The sequence below is a fragment of the Pseudogemmobacter faecipullorum genome, from assembly GCF_020539525.1.
Classification (GTDB): domain Bacteria; phylum Pseudomonadota; class Alphaproteobacteria; order Rhodobacterales; family Rhodobacteraceae; genus Pseudogemmobacter; species Pseudogemmobacter faecipullorum.
In genome coordinates this window covers 1-17,139 of the sequence record NZ_JACDXX010000021.1, presented here as the reverse complement: position 1 = coordinate 17,139, position 17,139 = coordinate 1, and the positions used below count along the sequence as shown (strand labels likewise).

Below are 17,139 nucleotides of genomic sequence, written 5' to 3'. Positions count from 1 at the left end.
GCTGCTCAAGAACGAGGACCGATGATGTCGCGTTTTGGGTCGCCTTCCCTTTCCTCACGCGCATGCGAGAGCATGTCGAGCAGAACGTCACCGACATGCCTGTCGGTGACCTCGTAGAACATTTGCTTCGAGTGGCGAACACGGGTCACCAGGCGCGCGCCACGAAGAAGACGCAGGTGATGGCTGACGAGCGACTGCGAAAGCTCCAGCGCCTCGGAAATATCGGTCACGGATTTCGGACCGTCTTCGCAGTGCAGGAGAATCTTCAGCCTGCTGGGATCACCCAGCAGGCGGAAGGTTTCAGCGAGAAAGTTCAACTCTTGGGACGAAGGGGCTTCTGCGATATTCATGTCGAACCTTCCCGATCAACTGAGTGAACCATCAGGCGCGACCGATCAGTGCGAATGACCCGCATGGGATAGCGCCGCGGTGTTCGGCTCCTCCAAGGTGCAACTGGCTACTCCGTCCCAGTCGATGCCGATCGTCGGGTGTTCGATTTTGAACTTCGTTTTCAGTTCGGCCTCGACCTGTTTCATGACGCTGCGAACATCGACGCCTTCCATCGGCTGCACCTGAAGCGTCGCCAGCACACGACCGGAGGTCAGCGACCAGACATGGATATGGTTGACGCTCTGGATACCAGGAACAGTCTTGAGAAGATGCTCGGAGATCTTGTCGGCGCCGGCGTTGTCAGGTGCGCCTTCGAGCAGGATATGCAGAGTGTTCTTGAGCAGGCTCCATGCACTGCGCAGGATCAGCAGAGACACGAATACCGACAGGATGGGGTCGATAGGAGTCCAACCCGTATACCAGATGACGACAGCGGCGACGATCGCACCCACCGAGCCGAGCAGGTCGCCCATGACGTGCAGGACAGCGCCCTTGACGTTGACGTGTTCGGAATCTCCGCGCGTCAGATACCAAAGCACGAAGAGGTTCACGAGCATGCCGATGATGGCTACGACGAACATCGAACCAGCGAGGACCGGCTGGGGCTCCTGGAACCGTTCGATAGCCTCATAGACGATAAAGCCGACGATGCCGAACAACGTAAGAGCGTTGACCAGGCCGGCGATCACCTCGAAGCGGGCATAGCCGAAGGTGCGCTGGCCGTCCGCGGCCCGCCGACCGAGGCGGAAGGCGACATAGGCGAGGCCGAGCGCGATTGCGTCGGTCAGCATGTGGCCGGCATCGGCAAGCAGCGCGAGCGAGCCCGAGATCACGCCGCCGACGGCCTCCACGATCATGAAGGTGAAGATGATGAAAAAGGAAATGAGGATTTTGCGCTCGTTGTCCTTCGTGACTGTCGGGACATGCGAGTGGTCATGATCGTGATCGTGACCATGATCGTGGCCGCCGCCGTGGTTATGGTCGTGCTTGGAGTGGTCGTGACCGTCATGGTCGCTGTGGGAGTGTGATGAGTTTGCCATTGCTCGTTTCCGGTTGCATCAAGTCAACACTTGAATAGTTGTTCAAGTGTATGCTTGTCAACCAGCCGTGCGAATTTTTTTGCCATCTGCCCGAAGCCTCTAGGACCGACGGGTCGTGACGGCGCACAGGGCAATGCCGACGCCTTCGACGTTGAAGATCTGGCTGATCCTAGAAATCAAAATGGGCAGCCCGAGGACTGCCCATTTTGACACTGCAATGAACCGGGGGACACCTACGGGAGCAGCTTGACGCTCATGATCAGTGGGCAGGAGGTAGCATCAGGCGGCTGCCGGGGCGCCTTCGGCCGGATAGCCCGCCTCGGTGAGAACGGCACGCAGGTCCGCCTCGGTCGCGGATGATTCAACACGGACCTCACGCTTGGGCGGATCAGTCTCGATCTTCGCGGCGGCATCGACGATTTGCAGCGCCTTGGTTACCGACTTGGCGCAACCGCCGCATGTCATGTTGGGAACGGTGAAGAGATACATGGAGGGCTCCTTGATTTGAGTCCTCTGGAAAATGGGGCTTTCCACCGTTGGAAGGTCAAGGGGCAAAATTCAGAAAACTTTCTGCTTGACCTTGCCACCGTTGTAAGCCGCAAGCATCCGTCATGCCACGACCGCAATCCTCAAGCGCCACGGGCTCGTTTTGAGACTTCGGCATCTTGACCTGGCGGTGGCATCGCCTCTCTCGATTATCTTCCTCTTTCATACAAATATTGAACAGTTGTTTATGTGTTCAAATGTTGTATGATCTGGCTATGACCCGCTACGCGCGATACGTCTCGTCATCGCGTGAATGCTCGACAATCGGAGAGGGACAGTTGGCTTGCCTATGGTCCGAGAGCATATGTCAACGGCGGAGCAAAAATCGGCCATGGCGGCGGAGTAAAACCAGGCCAGTTGGTGAGGATGTGCGCCATGGCGCGCGCGCTTCCCAGATAGCTGGCGCGTGGCATGGTGCACTGGCCGGTCAGAGCCAATGATGCGCAGTTTTTTGGATGGCGATCAGGGCCGTTTACGGGCAGAACTGTTTGCGAGGCGGTAGCTCTCGCCGTTCATCTCAAGGATGCTGACGTGGTGGGTCAGCCGGTCGAGAAGCGCACCGGTCAGGCGCTCCGAGCCGAATGTCTCGGTCCATTCATCGAAGGGCAGATTGCTTGTGATGAGGGTCGATCCGCGCTCATAGCGCTGCGAGATCAGTTCGAACAGCAACTCGGCACCTGTTTTCGACAGGGGCACGAAGCCGAGTTCGTCGATGATGAGAAGCTTGTAACCGGCCATCTGCTTCTGGAAGCGCAGCAGGCGGCGCTCATCGCGGGCCTCCATCATCTCGCTGACCAGCGCTGCGGCGGTGGTGAAGCCAACCGAGAGGCCCTTCTGACAAGCGGCCAGCCCGATGCCGAGGGCGACATGGGTCTTGCCGGTGCCGGACGGGCCGAGGGCAATGACATTCTCGCGCCGTTCGATCCATTCGCACCGGGCCAGATCCAGCACCTGCATCTTGTTCAGCTTCGGAATGGCCGCAAAGTCGAAGCTGTCCAGGCTTTTGACGGCCGGGAATTTCGCGGCTTTGATGCGCCGCTCGACCATTCGCCGTTCCCGGTCGATCAGCTCGAGTTCGACAAGCCGTGCCAGGTATCTGACATGGTCCAGCCCTTCCACCGCGCATTGGCGGGCCAGCTTCTGATGCTCGCGCAGGAAGGTCGGCAGCTTCAGCGCCTTGAGATGATGGGCGAGCAGAATTTCCGGGGCATCACTCATGCCGCGTCCTCCGCATCGCCCGACAGCAGCCGCATGTAAGACCCGGCTCGGGTCTTCTCGACCGTTGCCTTCGGCAGGTAGGGATAGCAGTCGAGGTCAAGTCGCGGCGGACGATGCTCCACCCGGCACAGCAGCAGATGCTTCACCGCATCGAAGCTGAGCGCCCCCATCCGAAGAGCCTGGAGCACTGCCGCCCGCACGTCCGCCAGATCGAAGGCCTCCAACAGCCGCAGGACCTGAACATATTCGCGCCGACCCTGTCGGTTCATCCGCACCTCCATCAGGCGGCGCAAGGTGGCGAACTCCTCCGGCAGGTCCCAGCCCTGTAACGGGGCGGCTTGATCCAACGCATTGATCTTCTGCTCGATCAGCGGGAGATAATGGATCGGGTTGAAGACCAGTTCGTCGCGATCCCAGCATCGGGGATGGCGGGCGATCACCTCGCCCCGGCAGCCAATCACCACCTCATGGATATAGCCCCGGATCCAGACATCCTGGTGGCCGTATGCAACCGGCACCGAGTAGTCGTTGGTCTTGTAACGCACCAGAGATTGCGACGAGACCCGGCCGTTGTCCTGATCGCAGGCATCGAACGGCGCCACCGGGAGGGCGCGCATCGCAGCAAGGTCACGCTGCAATCTCTCACCGATCGTCTCGCTTTCGCCGCGCAGGACTGCGCGCTGACGCTTGCGGCACTGCTCCTCCAGCCACAGATTGAACGCGTCCCAAGTGGCGAACTCCGGTAGCGGCACCATGAAGTTACGCCGAGAGTAGCCCACCAGGCCTTCGACATTCCCCTTGTCGTTGCCCTTGCCTGGCCGGCCATAGCGATCTCGGATCAGGTAGTGCGACAGGAACCCGCTGAACAGCGAGGCGCGCTTTCTGGTTCCATCCGGCAGGATCTTCGCCACCAGGCACCGGTCGTTGTCGTAGAGCACAGACTGGGGAACCGCGCCGAAGAACGCGAAGGCATGGATATGGCCATCCACCCAGGCCTCGGCCACCGCTGCAGGATAAGCCCGGACGTAGCAGCCATCACTGTGCGGGAGGTCCAGCACGAAGAAGTGTGCCTTCTGCTCGACCCCGCCGATCCGAACCAGGGCTTCGCCGAAGTCGGCCTGAGCGTGGCCCGGCGCATGCGACAGCGGCACGAATACTTCCTGGCCACGTCGCTCACGTTCCCGGATGTAATCCTTGATGATCGTATAGCCGCCGGTGAAGCCACACTCATCGCGAAGCCGGTCGAATACCCGCTTCGCCGTATGCCGTTGCTTGCGCGGCATCGTCCTGTCCGCTTCCAGCCAGCCCTCGATGATAGGGATAAACGGATCGAGCTTCGGGCGCCGGACCTTGACCGTTCGTCGGTAGCCCGGCGGAACAGAAAACGACATCATCTTCCGAACCGTGTCCCGCGACACGTTAAACAACCGTGCCGCTTCCCGCTGGCTCATGCCCTCCGCACAAGCCTGACGAACTCTCAGATATAGCTCCACGCTGTAAATCCCCACGCCCTCCCTGCTGCTGCAGAAAGGGAAAACTGGACGACTTTTAAGCCGCCCGCAGCCGCATCATGCCGCCGCTACCGTGGTCGAATTTCGCACCGCCGTTCTCAGACGCCTCCAACCAATAAATCTTCCGATGTGTCGGAATATATATTGGAGGCGCCCCAATTTCAAGGCTGACCCACGATCCGCCAGCCGTTTCCGCCATCCTCAAGCCGCCAGAGGCTGCGCCACGTCGGCGGTTCTGTCGTCGTTGCCTGCTGCCTTCTGAAGGAAGCGCGCGAGCGACGTCTTCCGGGAGTCCCGATCCAGCGCGTAGGCGGTCTGCTTGAACTCGATGCCATCGAGCAGGCCCTGAATGTAGCCAGCAATCGTGTCGGCCGCCATGATGAGGGCCGTGTCGACGGTGTGGATGTAATTGCTCGTGACAGACCCCTTGGCGTGACCGACGAGAGCGGCGATGGTGATCTCCGTGAACCCGAGATCATTCGCTATGCTCGCGAAGCTATGGCGAAGAACGTGGGGAGTGACATCGGCAAGCGGGGAGTCCGTGAAGATCTTCTTCCAGTGATTGGGGAAGCTGCCGAACGCTCTGTCCTCATCACGGCCGGGAAACACATAAGTGCCGATACGCGACTTGGCGCGCTCTTCCAGATACTCCACGACAGGCAGCCCGATGGGCCGAATGGAATAGCCTTCCTTGCTGTCTTCAAGGCGCAGGCAACTGGCTTGGGCGTCAACTTCGCTCCAGCTTAGCCCGATCATTTCCGATCGGCGGCAACCCGTCATGGTGATCTGGCGGATGATCTCGACGGTCATGGCATAATTCTCGTTCTGCGCTGCTTTGCGCAGCAAGACACCAAGTAGGCGATACTCCGCCTCGGACAGCCGACGCTTGCGGACGTTATCCTTCGGTTTCTTGATGCCATGCGCCGGGTTCCGCTCGATGATCCCAGCATCGACGGCATAGGTAAGAATACCGCCGAGAAGGCTGACGGTTCGAGCGGCAGTCCCAGGACCGCCGCGGACAATGGCCCTGCCTCTAAGCTTATCGGTCTTGACCGAAATCCGAGTTTTACCCGCCATGACGTCTTTGAGGAGCTTGTTGACGTCGGATTTGGTCAAGTCACGCACCCGCCGACTGCCCAAGAGCGGGATGATGTGCCGGTTGATCCGCCCGGTATCGGTCACAATCGTGCTGTGCTTCTTTGGACGGCCGCCTTTCCCCATGATGAGACCGGCGTTCATGTCATTCAGATAAAGAGTGCAGAGTTCCTTGACCGACATGGACTTGCGATCGAGCTGCTTTTCCTCGGCCGGGTCTTCGCCCCGAAGTTCATCAGCAAAATTGATAAGTGTTTGATTTCATTTATGGCGAGTAGCCAAAAATGTTACAACGAGGACGCTGTCAGGCGGGTTTTGGCAAGTTGAGTGTGTCGAAGAGGTGCAGTTGCTCCGGTGTGGTTTTGCTTGTTCCATGGAAGCTGCGGCTTCCGGCATATGCCGTGTGTTTCTGAATGCGCGACAGGATGTCGAGCGCGACTTGGGGGCTTGCGTGGTGGCCCTTGGCCTTCAGGCGCATGCGAATGACGCGATAAAGGGTGAGGGCGAGAAAGCAGATCAACGCATGGGCGCGAATGCGGTCGGGCAGCCTGTGATGAACCGGCGCAATCTCGATGTCGGATTTCAGCACCCGAAAGCCACGCTCGATATCGGCCAGCGCCTTATAGCGGGCGACGGCGTCGGCTGGTGTGATTTCGGGGACATTGGTCAGCAGGACGAGCTTGCCATCAAACAGGGCCGCACGGGCGATGGCGTCTTCATCCATGTCCCAGCTGAAGCGATCCGCCGTTAGATCCGCCTTGATGAAGCGCGTCAGTTCCGCATCTGCAACGGCACGGACAAAGCGGCTATAGGCCCCCCGGTCTGAGGCGCGTCGCCCTTTCTCGCCTTTGCCCTCATCCTGTCGGTCAAGCTTCGCGACCATGGCATTCCCCATGGCGTCGAGTTCTTCAATCCTGGCACGACGAGCCTCGCCCTGTTCTTTTGCGCGCGCGGCATCATGTGCGACAATCAGGCGCTGCCCTTCAAAGCTGGCCTCGCGCAGCCCGTCGCCCTCGCTGAAGTCAAAACCCCTAAAGGTTTCCACCAGGTCGCTGTAGCGGCGCGCAGGCACGGCGAGGATGAACTCGAGCTTGCGTCCGTCCTGATCGGCCATCTCTGTCAGATGATGGATGTTGTCGAGGCTCAGCAGGCCGCGATCTGCGACCAGAATGATACGCTGGATGGGGAAGCGCTTCAGAACTGTGGAGAGCATGCCCTGCAGGGTCTTGGCTTCGGACACATTTCCCGGATGCACGGTGTGCATGAGTGGCAGGCCTTCGGCGGTCTGCACCACGCCCAGCACGAATTGCCGCGCGATGCCGCCTGTTTCCTTGTTCAAGCCAAAGGCACGGACATCATCTTCCAGCCGGGCCTCGCCGTGAATGCGCACGGTCGTCAGGTCGTAGAAGACCATCGTCAGATCATGATCGACAAGCGGCCGGATCTGGCGGGCCAAAGCCTCCTCGACGCCCTCTGCGTTGTCCATCAACGCGTCCATAGCGCGGAGCAAATGCTGATGGGTGACAGTCTCGGGCATGGCGGGCATAGCCACAGTTTCCAGCCAGCGCAGGCAGCCCAGTTTGCTTGCGGCATCACAAAGTCGGTTGAACACCATGGCTCGCACGAGGGCCTCTGCATCAATGCTGCGCTTTCCCGAGCGCAGCGCCCGGTTGAGAGCGTGGTCGAACCCAAGATCTTTCCACAACTCATGCAGGGCAAAGACCGTGCCATAGGTGCGGGCGGGATCGTGTGTGATCTCATGCGCTGTGTTCTCAAGCCGCCCAACGGCTCTGTTCAACCCATTGATCAGCGGATCGAGCTTCTCGGGCGACAGCCTGTCCAAGCGGCCGAGGTTGGCAACAACCTTGATCCTAACCTTACCTTCCGCGTCACGATGCCCCTCCACCAGCTGGAGATAGCTGCGACCGCCTGATTTTGAGATGCGCGTATACATTGGGCGAACAATAAGTCGAAATATGACATTCATGCAAGCGACATAATGCTGATACGTGTTACAACATAGCCCCGCCGGAATGGGATCCGCTGGTGCAGTAACTCATTGAAAAATAAAGGCGCGGAAAAGCGCGGATGCCGAACTTCCGCGATTTGCTGTCGAACTTCGGTTCGCCGCGCGCGATCCTGCCAAGTTGGACCTTGGCCTCCTGGCGGGCCAGTTCTGGCGTCCAGATACCATGCAGGCCGATGGTGTAGCGCCGCGACCGTCCTCCCTGGCGATACTGGATCACATAGCTGCGCTTGCCTGATGTGAAGACACGAAGCCCGAAACCGGGTAGCTCATCGTCCCAGATCACGTAATCACTGCGACGGCTTTCCGCCGCATCGACGACGCGTTTTGTAAGTTTAGCCATGGACTTCCTCCGTCACATGCCCGAAAACCCGCGTAAGCACCACGTAAGCAGCAGGGCGAAAACCGTGGTGAACAGAAGGATAGGCTTGTCGGCGAAGGAAATCAAATTCCTTTTTATTTACAGTAACATAGCGCATCATGGCGTGCCCCTTTCGGTAATCGACGGAGCTAGTCGTAATCCCTCTCGAGCCGCGCCTCGAGATCGGCCAGAAGCTCGACTTCACCGCCAAAGAGATGCGGCACGCCCGAAACATCGACGATCAGGCCGTCCGATCCATCTTTCGCCGCATGTGGTCCGTAACGGCTGGCCCATCTGCGCAGACCTTCAAGCGCCCTGCCCTCGCGGATCAGATCAGCGGGCCGCGTGGAGAGGACCGGACAGACGGCGCGCGCATCGGCCAAGGGCATGCCGCGATGGAGGCCGGCTGCGCTCGCGATGCCGTTGAGGCAATGAAGATGATCCGCGTTCGACGCCCGGAGCGTCAACGCGAAAGGCCCCTCAACGGGGCGGACCCTCAGGCTGATGTCGCTCGCCAGCCTGGGGAACCAGATGGACAGCAGCCGTCGTGCCATTCCAACTCACATCATAGATTCCAATTGTTCCTCTTCTGTTCTTATTAAGGATCCAGCGATGACGAGTCGAGTCCAGAGGCGACGGCAGCGGATTACATTTCCAGCGGGTCTCGGCGGCATTGCTTCCCCTGCCCTCCTGGATCAGCATCAGGCCTGTGGTATCTCCGGCTTCGGCCGCCAGCTGGAGCCGCCTGCCCGCGGTCAGCGAGATGGGCTTCTCTGGAGCGGCAATGACCAGAGACACTGGCCGCGCCCGTAGCGCTTCCTCGACCGTCCAGAGCAGATCGGTCTCGCTCCTCGCCTCAATGAAATGCAGCCGCTCGGCAACACCGTCTGGCAGCGATCCTGGCATCGGCCGATCGCGATCATGCGCCAGCACGATCCAGAAGACCGGCCCCGCCAGTCTCGTAGCCTGGAATAGTGCAAAGCCGTTTCGCCCTCGTCCTTCGACTTCGTGGACGCGGCCCTTCAGAAGCTGAAGCAGATCATCACTTCCGGCCTGCAGCCGGTCACGCAGGGTACGCACGCGTCCCCTCCCCGACTACTTCGAGAAGACCATTGGCCAGCGGCCGTTGAAGCTTCAAAGCCTCGCTCGTGTCCGCGGTCAGCCAGCAGCGCCATTCATCCGAGCGTGTGAGGATCACCGGCATGGCTTTGGGATGTATGGGGCGAACTGCATCATTTGGTCCACAGGTCAGAAACCCGAAGAACTCAGCGGTCACCTCGCCCTCCTTCAGTTTCCTGACCGAGGTCCATTCGGTGCGGATGCCGGCGAAGAAAGCGAGCGGGCGATCATGGCCAAGGGCAAACCAGACCGGGTGATTGCGAAGCGCACTGGGTCGAGCGTCGAGTTCGGAAAAGCTGGTGAATGGAACGAGACAGCGATGTTCCACGCCAAGCCATCTGCGCCAATGGGGTGAGCTGACATTGCGGATATTTGTGACGCCGGGGTCTGTGCGCTTGCCGGCCAGATAGACGGGTGGCGTCGGCATCCCCCATCGGGCCGTGGTCAAAGTCCAATCCCGTCCTTCACCGCGGGGAATGATCGGCGCGGCATAGTCGGGAAAGATGCCGGATGCAGGCGCGAGATTGCCTGCGGTATCGATCAGATCCTCACCGTCTTCGAGCACGCCCCGAAAGACCTGACGCATCGCGTCCTGGCTTTTGGTCTGAGCGTAAAGATTGCACATCACTCCACCTCGCAGCGTTTCCGCATGAGAACAATCAACGAACCTATCCGATTCCTCACAAACGGTCTATCCTGCTGTTCCAGGGCCATCCGATCACGGTCAGGGATCACGCCCGCAGGACGGATCTCACATAGGCATCAGGGTTGAGGATGGTTCCGATCTGCTTTGCCATGCCGTTTTCAAGCCTGAGAAGTTCCCAAAGCCCGAGCCTGCTCGCCGCGCTGGCGAGGATGTCCTGGCTTATTCTCAGCATGCTTCCGAATTCGAAAGCGATACGTGTTGCTTCTTGGGCGCTGGTTGGTTCTTCATAGAAGGCGCTGACCTCGGTCAGGGCTGTCCAACCTGGAAGGTCATCGACTTCTCGCTTTCTTTTTTTTGTATCTGAGTCTTGTTCTATGTGGCGGACATTCTGTCCGTCAGAGGCGGGCTTTTGTTCGGTTGGCGGCAGGCTGCAAGTTTCTGCGGTGAGGGTCTGAAAGGTTTGGAGTATCGCTTTGTCTGGGGCGCGGTCCATGGTGGTCTCGGCGCAGGATGCAGCATCAGCGGCATCCGCGTTGGAAGGCAGGGGTTGCTCAATCTCTTCGATTTGGCAATGGACGACTGCTTGTGGGGCTGCATGTGACGAGAGGACAGCGGTCAGTTGCGAGAGAGCTGCCCGAGCCTCCAGGAGTGTCAGTGAGGTACGCCGCACGAGGTTGCGTAGTCCGTCGATGAAGGTGGCGACAGTGTCGCTCAAGTGGAGTTCGGCGCAGGCCGCGCGAAGTCTGAGGATCTGGGCCCGCAGCCCGCGCAACTCGTCTGTTTCCTCGCGGCGTCGCAGGGCAAGGGCGAGCAACTCGTCGGACTGCGCGAAGAGGGGGGACAGGTCCAGCCCGAAGGCGCCGATCGGTTTGCCGTGCTGCATCACAGGGAAGCGCTTGCCATTTGCGCTGTCACGGCGGCGGATCAGCCCGGCGACTTGCAGCGCCTCAAGATGCCGACGCAGTTGACGGTCGGTGAGACCCTTCGCGCGGAAGCACAGGGTTTCGTTGCTGGCATAAACCGTGAGTAGGGTGGTCGGGGAGACTGGCATTTCTCGGCCATCTGCGCTCTTGCAGGGAAGACAGCTCAACAGAGCGTCCAAGACAATGACCGCGCCTTGCCGGATGCCGAGATCGCGGCTGCATGTGTTGACCGCGGCCATGATGTCACGACGAGAGATAGGTCGGAATGCTGGCTGCAGGGTGATCGAGCCCATGCCGGGGAGCGAGTGCTCCGCGGATTTGGCACAGTTCGCCTGCGCCCCGGCCGCAATGGCCGTGGATGTGATGTGCTTCATAATGATCAGCAGACAAAACTATCCCGTTCGCTCGGAAGCGTTGCTCTTGATTCGTGATTCGGGGGCTGCTAGATTCAGGGTGTCTAATCGAGAATGCGCTTCGGCGCGGCAGCCTCCGGAGCTTCACAGCTTCGGGGGTTTTGTTTTGTAAGCCTTTCCTCCTTTCTGCTCTGCCTCGTTTGGTTATTCGTCGTCCTGCGGAGAACTTGATCTGAACTCCGCGTAGGATTGTTTGATGAAATCCTGAAGCCGGGTGTCCAGCCAGGAAGCGAACTCGGCAGTTGCTCCGCTTCGCTTTACGGTTAGCGTCACCGAGCTGCGTCCAGAACGGATCGTGACGCCGTCGACTGGGGTGCTCTCGGCGATGTCGTCATGTCGTGCACCGCGCTTTGTCGCCTCGCGAATGAGATGGTCCAAGCGCTCGTCGGAGGTCAGGCGTTCATTTGCGGTCCTCAGGATTCGATCAGCCGTCTTCTCGGTCAGCTTCCCAGCGATGAAGAGTTCTGCCAGCGCAGTCCATTTTGGTCGTCCGGACCTCTGTGCGGCACCAATGAGCGAACCGACGTCTGCAGGTACGGCCTGGGTGACTTTTGTTAGGTGGGAAAGACCTGCGGAGGACAGGTTAAGCACCGCCTTCGCTGTTGTTGGTTGATGGCCGGCATCGAGGATCGCTTGGGCGAACCGGGCCCGCTCATAGAAGGATAGGTTCCTTCGGGCAGCGTTCTCGAGGCCCTTAGCTATGAGCGCTGTAGCGTCATCCAGATCTTGGACGTTGGCTCTGACTTTAATGCCCAGATCACGACACGCGGCGAGCCGGCGTCGTCCGTAAATGACCTCGTAGCGACCTTCTGCCTTCGCCCGACGGATCAGTATTGGCACCTGCTGTCCCTGATCCCGGATGCTGTTCGTAAGGCTCTCGAGGCCGTCATCCGCTTCATCATCGTTTACAGCTGTAAACGGTGTAAGCCGGTCAACAGGTCCCCAGTCGTCGATCAAATTAGGTTCAATCTCGCGAATTGCGGCGAGAGATCCCTGCAGGGCGCCGAGTGCAGGCGCGGTGATCTTGGTCGACCGCTCGGATGGCGAGGTGGTGGAGCGCGCGATCGTACTGGCGATGCCTGTCATCCCGCTGAGTGATTTGCGAGCCATTACTTACGCCCCCAGGTTTGCCGGACCATCGTCTCGATCTCGCGGCCGATAGCGTCCATCGAGCCCCGAGCCCTGTCATATGTTGCCCTGGTCATATCTGAGCGAACTACCTCATAGAGAGACTGTTTGAGCATGGTCGCGTCACTGATTGCCGTGCTCTTGAGAGCGGTGGCTGACATGACGCGATCCTGAAACAGGGCCCGCATGAACGAGGTGATCTGCTGAGATGGGATGTCCGTGGGTTCATCGCGGGTGATGAGAAGCTTAAAGTGATCGTAGTTGAGCTCCGCGCCGGCATCTTCGATGACGCCCATGTAAGCACCTGCCAGTTCAAGGAACTGCGCAGTGGACGAAACGTCCAACATCGATGGGGTCATCGGGACAATTATCGAGGTCGCGGCGGCCATACCGGAAATCGTCAGGAAGCCAAGTTGCGGAGGGCTATCCATCAGGACCAGGTCGTAGTCAGCCTCGACCTGGGCGAGTGCATCGCGGATCCGGAAGTAAAACGGCCTTTCGGGGTTGGAATGAACCGCGGATTCCGTCTCGAACTCTGACAGGACAAGCCGGGAAGGGGCGATCGCGAGCCCGGGGAAATAGGTTTGCACGATCACGTCGGCCATCGGCGAAGGGTTTTCATATTTGATCGCATCATAAATCGTGAGCCCATCGAACTCGATCTCGGGGCTGATACCACACATGGACGTCAGCGAGCCTTGGGGGTCGAGGTCAACGACCAGTACCCGGTAGCCTTGCAATGCGAGGTAGTGGGCAAGGTGGATCGTCGTCGTGCTTTTGCTCGACCCTCCCTTGAAGTTCATCAGCTGCCAGACTTGAAGCTTTTCGCCCTCCATCCGGCGTGGCAAGTAGTGACCCTTCTTCCGGGAGGTTCGCTCAAGAATCTCGCGCGCCTGCAGTATCTCCTGACCGGAGTAGTAGCGGCGTCCTCCACGGTTGGTTGCTGGTTCTGGCAGAACGCCGTCTGCATGAACTTTCCGCATGAACTGCCCGGAAACATCCAGCAGTTCCGCAACCTCTGGGGCCGAGAACTCGCGAAGTGTCTTGGTGTTGTCTGGAGCGAATGCAGCAAGGAGATGCTCCCTGATCGCGGCGTTCAGTCGCTCAGAGATGTCAGTAGCGAGTGCTGACGGGCGATCCGCGGATAGCGGTGTCACGGGAATCATCTGGTTGCCTCAAATCCGAAAATGTGGCCTTTTTCACGCCACTTGATGACAATGGCGGTGATTCACGGACTTATGTCAAGAGTTTCCTGCATATAGTGTCTATGCTGGCGCGCAGAGACTAGATGCATGGCGAGGCTGCCCGAACATTTTACAGTTGTAAACGGTCGCCGCAGATTGCTGAGCTTCTAGGCATGGCTGCCGTCCTGCTGGGGTATGTCAGGAAAGCAAACAAGAGTAAGCGAATCTCCTGAAACCCGCCGCCTTGGACGTGGCCTCTCGACGTTTCTGGCCGCTGCCGAGGCCCCGCTTACCGTACCTGAAGGCTCCGGTGCTCCTTTGGGGCAAGTTGTCTCGGTCTCGAAGGTTTCTGCCAACCCAGATCAGCCCAGAAAGAAATTCGACAGCGAGTCACTGGCTCAACTAGCGGAATCAATCCGGCAGAAGGGAGTGATTCAGCCACTGGTAGGAAGACAGCTACATCAAACTGGTGGCTACCAGATTGATGCAGGAGAGCGCCGTTGGCGTGCGGCCCAGTTAGCCGTCCTTTCGGTGGTGCCGGTGGTCGTCAGAGACTTCGACGATGATGAAGTGCTTCAAGTGGCGCTGATAGAAAACATTCAACGGGCAAAATTGAGTCCTCTAGAAGAGGCCGAGGCGTATCGACTGCTGATCTACCGATTTGGGCATACTCAAGAGCAGCTCGCAGATGCGATATCCAAGAGCAGGAGCCATATCGCCAATCTTCTCCGCTTGCTGTCGCTGTCTGAGCCAGTGCTAGAGATGTTGCGTGACAAGCGGCTGCCGAGGGGGCAGGCATGTGCGCTGATAACGTCGAAGCTGCCCATTGAGCTCGCACAGTAGGTAGTGGAACAAGGTCTCTCGGTTGGCGAGGTTGAGCTTCTCGTCAAGCGCGAGGATCTGCGTCCAGTCGTGAAGCAAAACGTCGGCGGGCAAGTTCAAAATATCAGCCCTGAGCTGCTGCATCGTGTATCGATTGCCATGGGTATGCCTGTCGGCATCTCCCTGACGCGCGGTGGACGGAGAGGAGAACTTGTCGCAAGCTTTGACAGCACCGCTGATGTCGAGCGACTCTGCGAATTGCTCGAGCGTGCAGGGTCTCTGGAGCCGTAGTCGCATCCCGGACGTTTAGTTATAGACCTGCTGCTTTGGTCAGGTTCACCCTGAACCTATCGCGGCGGCGCTGATACCTGCGGGTCATCTCGGCGCTGGCGTGGCCGAGCTGCTTCTGGACATGACGCTCGTCGACCTCGGCTGAGGAGGCGAGACCAGCGCGAAGGCTGTGGCCGGAGAAGAGGGCAGGGCGGTCCTTCTCGGGCAGATCACCCCGCAGTCCCGCTGTTTGAGCGGCCCGCTTGACCAGCCTTGCGACCTCGCGGTCATTAAGGCGGAACGCGCCGGGTTCCTTTCCGCCGCCGGTGACACGACGGAACAGTGGTCCCTGGCTGATACGCGCGAACTTCAGCCAGTCCTCCAGCGCCTTGACCGGGCAGGTTGCGGGTGACGACCCGCGACCGATCTCGACCTCGCGCCAGCCGGTTTTGCCGCGCAGAGTGACGAGCAACCCGCCGGGCAGAACCTCGATCCAGCCGCGCCCGTCCTCGGTCTGATCCCGGCCCGCGTCCAGCCCGGTGATCTCGGACCGTCGCAATCCCCCGGCAAAGCCGATCAGCAACATGGCCCGGTCCCGCAGGCCCCGCAGGGTGCCCCGATCGCAGGTTTCCAGCATGGCCAAAAGATCCTCGGGCAGGATCGCCTCCTTCTGGCGCGGCGGGGCGGCATGGCTGTTGCGGATGCCGGCAAGGACCGTCGCGATATGACGGTCGCGCCGGTCAAGGTTCAGGCCCCGTTGGGTATAGGCCCAGACCAGCGCCGAAAGGCGGCGCTCGATGGTCGAGACCGCGTTCTTGCGCCCGCCAACCGATTTCGCGCCGGAAGCGCAGGCGGTGATATAGAGGCCGACGACCTGCGGGTTTGGCGTCAGCGCGTCCAACCCCTCGCGCCGGCCCCATCCGGCGAAATGCTTCCAGTCGGCAGCATAGGCCTTGCGGGTGTTGGCCGAACTTGCGGCCGCAGCATAGCCGCGCGCCCGCTCAGTGAGATCTCGCAGGGCAGGGGGCTGGTGGTCGAGCTGGGCAGGGGAGGGGGCGCCCCTCTTCGCGTCTTCCAGATCGGATGCCTCATCTGTCATGGCCATCTCCTTGGGCGGCACGCGCCAGCGTGTGCGCGCTGAGGCGCGATGCCGCCGGAAAAGCGCAGACAAAAGCCCGCGTTCTGCGCGGCGGCCTTGGGGCGTCTCGGGTGGGCTTTAGGGCCATTTTCGGGGTTCTCGATCGCATCTCTCTATAGAAGAGCATTTAGTCCGATAATGCAATCTTATTGGACATTATAGGGAGAAGACAGGTGCGGCGGATAAGTTAAACTATACTGGTATAAAGCGCCGCTCCTTGCTAGCGTTACCGCATGTACCGTGCCGTGAAACCTCCTCCGCCTGCCCTAATCCCACCGGCCGTGCCGCGATGGATACGGCAGGCCGTGGGTCGTGATGACCCTGAAATTGCAATGCTTTCTGCCGGGGCAGCGCTCGCCACTTTGGATCCGTTCGTGCGTTCTGACGATCTCGTTGGGATGCTCTGGCGCAAGCGGTTGGCGCTTACTGCTGCAGCGGCGATCTCAGGGTTTGAGGGTCGCCGGGAAGGGGAAGCCGAACTACGCGATGTCCTGGCTTTTTGTAAATCTGGGGATGACCCTGGCCCGGCCGGGCGAATGCTGATCGGCTGGCGTGCTTTGGGCGAGGCGCGTGCCCTGCGCTCGGCGGAATGGCCGGCGCGGCTGCCCGGCTTCTTTGATCTGTCGCCCGAGCCGGTATCAGTGCTCTTGCAGGACCTTGGGGCGCGGTTTGTTGGTCGCGCCCATCCGTTGCGCTTTGCGGCTCAGGCGGCCAGGGACGTTCTTGCCCTGGGCCCGGCCTATCGCGGTCTCGCCCTCTGGCTGGCGGATGCGGCTTTGGCCCGGGCGCTTGGACAGGATCGTCCTGTGCCACTGCTCGCGCCCCATCTGCCGCGTTCGGCTTTTCGGCTGGAGGGAGACGCATGGCTTGCCGCTTGCGCGCGCGCCTGGGGCAGGGGAGCGGTTGCGGCTATTGATCTCCACGTCGATCTAGCCCGCCGTGCCGATGCCCTGCGCGCTGCAAACCTGCGGCGGCCGGGAAAGGACACGGCCGCGATCATCACCGCCCTTCAGTCCGAGGATGCGCTGGCGGCACAGGCGGGGAAGGAGGCCAGTGATCGTGCGGCGCGGCGCTTGCTCGGCAGGCTGACATCGCTCGGGCTGGTGCGCGAGCTGACCGGCCGCCCGACGTTCCGGCTGTATGGGTTATGACCATGGCCCCTAAATCATCTGAGCCGCTGGACGCGGAACTCGCCGATCTGCCACAGGCTTTGCGCTGGCGGGAGTGGATGGCGCGGGTCGAGGCCGTGCTGTTCGCCTCCTCCGAGCCTGTGGGCCGGGAGGTGCTGGCGCGTGTGGTGGGCCGGGAC

At 60.3% G+C, this 17,139-nt stretch carries 19 protein-coding genes and 1 pseudogene; 4 read left to right on the top strand and 16 right to left on the bottom strand.

All coding sequences use genetic code 11. The features are described 5' to 3' along the window. Window positions 1-5: 5 nt before the first annotated feature. From H0485_RS17830 to repA, 15 genes are all read right to left on the bottom strand, one after another. Window positions 6-350, bottom strand: coding sequence for an ArsR/SmtB family transcription factor (locus H0485_RS17830; RefSeq protein WP_080620518.1), 345 nt, complete (start codon window positions 348-350; stop codon window positions 6-8). 45 nt (window positions 351-395) lie between these two features. Continuing rightward, window positions 396-1,430, bottom strand: a complete 1,035-nt coding sequence (locus tag H0485_RS17825) for a cation diffusion facilitator family transporter (protein ID WP_080620517.1) — start codon at window positions 1,428-1,430, stop codon at window positions 396-398. A 279-nt stretch (window positions 1,431-1,709) separates the two neighbouring features. Further along, entirely contained in the window at window positions 1,710-1,919 is a 210-nt protein-coding gene (locus H0485_RS17820) for a heavy-metal-associated domain-containing protein (protein WP_080620516.1), read from the bottom strand. A 519-nt stretch (window positions 1,920-2,438) separates the two neighbouring features. Further along, window positions 2,439-3,194, bottom strand: a complete 756-nt coding sequence (istB, locus tag H0485_RS17815; RefSeq protein WP_226937294.1) for an IS21-like element ISPve1 family helper ATPase IstB — start codon at window positions 3,192-3,194, stop codon at window positions 2,439-2,441. Further along, window positions 3,191-4,687, bottom strand: coding sequence for an IS21 family transposase (gene istA, locus H0485_RS17810; RefSeq protein ID WP_226937304.1), 1,497 nt, complete (start codon window positions 4,685-4,687; stop codon window positions 3,191-3,193). Before istA ends, istB begins: the two co-directional genes overlap by 4 nt. Window positions 4,688-4,906: 219 nt before the next feature. Next, window positions 4,907-5,983, bottom strand: coding sequence for a tyrosine-type recombinase/integrase (locus H0485_RS17805; protein ID WP_226937293.1), 1,077 nt, complete (start codon window positions 5,981-5,983; stop codon window positions 4,907-4,909). Between the two features lie 121 nt (window positions 5,984-6,104). Further along, window positions 6,105-7,754, bottom strand: coding sequence for an IS1634 family transposase (locus H0485_RS17800; RefSeq protein WP_226937292.1), 1,650 nt, complete (start codon window positions 7,752-7,754; stop codon window positions 6,105-6,107). Window positions 7,755-7,812: 58 nt separating this feature from the next. Beyond that, complete coding sequence (locus H0485_RS17795) at window positions 7,813-8,169, bottom strand: Arm DNA-binding domain-containing protein (RefSeq protein WP_226937291.1); 357 nt, start codon at window positions 8,167-8,169, stop codon at window positions 7,813-7,815. Further along, on the bottom strand, window positions 8,162-8,308 hold the full coding sequence (locus H0485_RS17790; protein ID WP_226937290.1) for a hypothetical protein: 147 nt from the start codon (window positions 8,306-8,308) through the stop codon (window positions 8,162-8,164). Before H0485_RS17790 ends, H0485_RS17795 begins: the two co-directional genes overlap by 8 nt. 28 nt (window positions 8,309-8,336) lie before the next feature. Continuing rightward, complete coding sequence (locus tag H0485_RS17785) at window positions 8,337-8,741, bottom strand: Y-family DNA polymerase (protein ID WP_226937289.1); 405 nt, start codon at window positions 8,739-8,741, stop codon at window positions 8,337-8,339. After that, window positions 8,668-9,267: an ImuA family protein gene (locus tag H0485_RS17780; RefSeq protein ID WP_226937288.1), complete on the bottom strand. Its 600-nt coding sequence runs from the start codon at window positions 9,265-9,267 to the stop codon at window positions 8,668-8,670. Before H0485_RS17780 ends, H0485_RS17785 begins: the two co-directional genes overlap by 74 nt. Next, complete coding sequence (locus tag H0485_RS17775; RefSeq protein WP_226937287.1) at window positions 9,251-9,931, bottom strand: SOS response-associated peptidase; 681 nt, start codon at window positions 9,929-9,931, stop codon at window positions 9,251-9,253. The genes H0485_RS17780 and H0485_RS17775 overlap by 17 nt, the downstream gene beginning before the upstream one ends. Window positions 9,932-10,037: 106 nt before the next feature. After that, the gene (locus tag H0485_RS17770; protein ID WP_226937286.1) at window positions 10,038-11,249 is read right to left on the bottom strand and encodes a helix-turn-helix domain-containing protein; all 1,212 of its coding nucleotides are present in this window, start codon (window positions 11,247-11,249) and stop codon (window positions 10,038-10,040) included. A 183-nt stretch (window positions 11,250-11,432) separates the two neighbouring features. Further along, entirely contained in the window at window positions 11,433-12,398 is a 966-nt protein-coding gene (gene repB, locus H0485_RS17765; RefSeq protein ID WP_226937285.1) for a plasmid partitioning protein RepB, read from the bottom strand. After that, window positions 12,398-13,582 carry a plasmid partitioning protein RepA gene (gene repA, locus H0485_RS17760; protein WP_035714014.1) on the bottom strand — a complete coding sequence of 395 codons (1,185 nt, stop codon included), beginning with the start codon at window positions 13,580-13,582 and terminating at the stop codon, window positions 12,398-12,400. The genes repB and repA overlap by 1 nt, the downstream gene beginning before the upstream one ends. Before the next feature lie 213 nt (window positions 13,583-13,795). On the opposite strand from repA, the gene H0485_RS17755 reads away from it, so the two are divergent. Then, window positions 13,796-14,443: a ParB/RepB/Spo0J family partition protein gene (locus H0485_RS17755; protein WP_226937284.1), complete on the top strand. Its 648-nt coding sequence runs from the start codon at window positions 13,796-13,798 to the stop codon at window positions 14,441-14,443. Window positions 14,444-14,446: 3 nt separating this feature from the next. Further along, window positions 14,447-14,713, top strand: coding sequence for a hypothetical protein (locus H0485_RS17750; protein WP_226937283.1), 267 nt, complete (start codon window positions 14,447-14,449; stop codon window positions 14,711-14,713). Between the two features lie 19 nt (window positions 14,714-14,732). Here the strand turns inward: H0485_RS17750 and H0485_RS17745 are convergent, their stop codons facing one another. Then, a complete protein-coding gene (locus H0485_RS17745; protein ID WP_226937282.1) occupies window positions 14,733-15,791 on the bottom strand; it encodes a site-specific integrase in 1,059 nt (352 codons plus the stop codon). Window positions 15,792-16,063: 272 nt separating this feature from the next. Here H0485_RS17745 and H0485_RS17740 point away from each other — a divergent pair, with 272 nt between their 5' ends. Both H0485_RS17740 and H0485_RS17735 read left to right on the top strand, forming a co-directional pair. Continuing rightward, window positions 16,064-16,981, top strand: a complete 918-nt coding sequence (locus H0485_RS17740; protein ID WP_226937281.1) for a DUF1403 family protein — start codon at window positions 16,064-16,066, stop codon at window positions 16,979-16,981. After that, window positions 16,978-17,139: pseudogene (locus tag H0485_RS17735) on the top strand (SMC-Scp complex subunit ScpB); the annotation flags it as partial. The gene H0485_RS17740 and the pseudogene H0485_RS17735, both read left to right, overlap by 4 nt.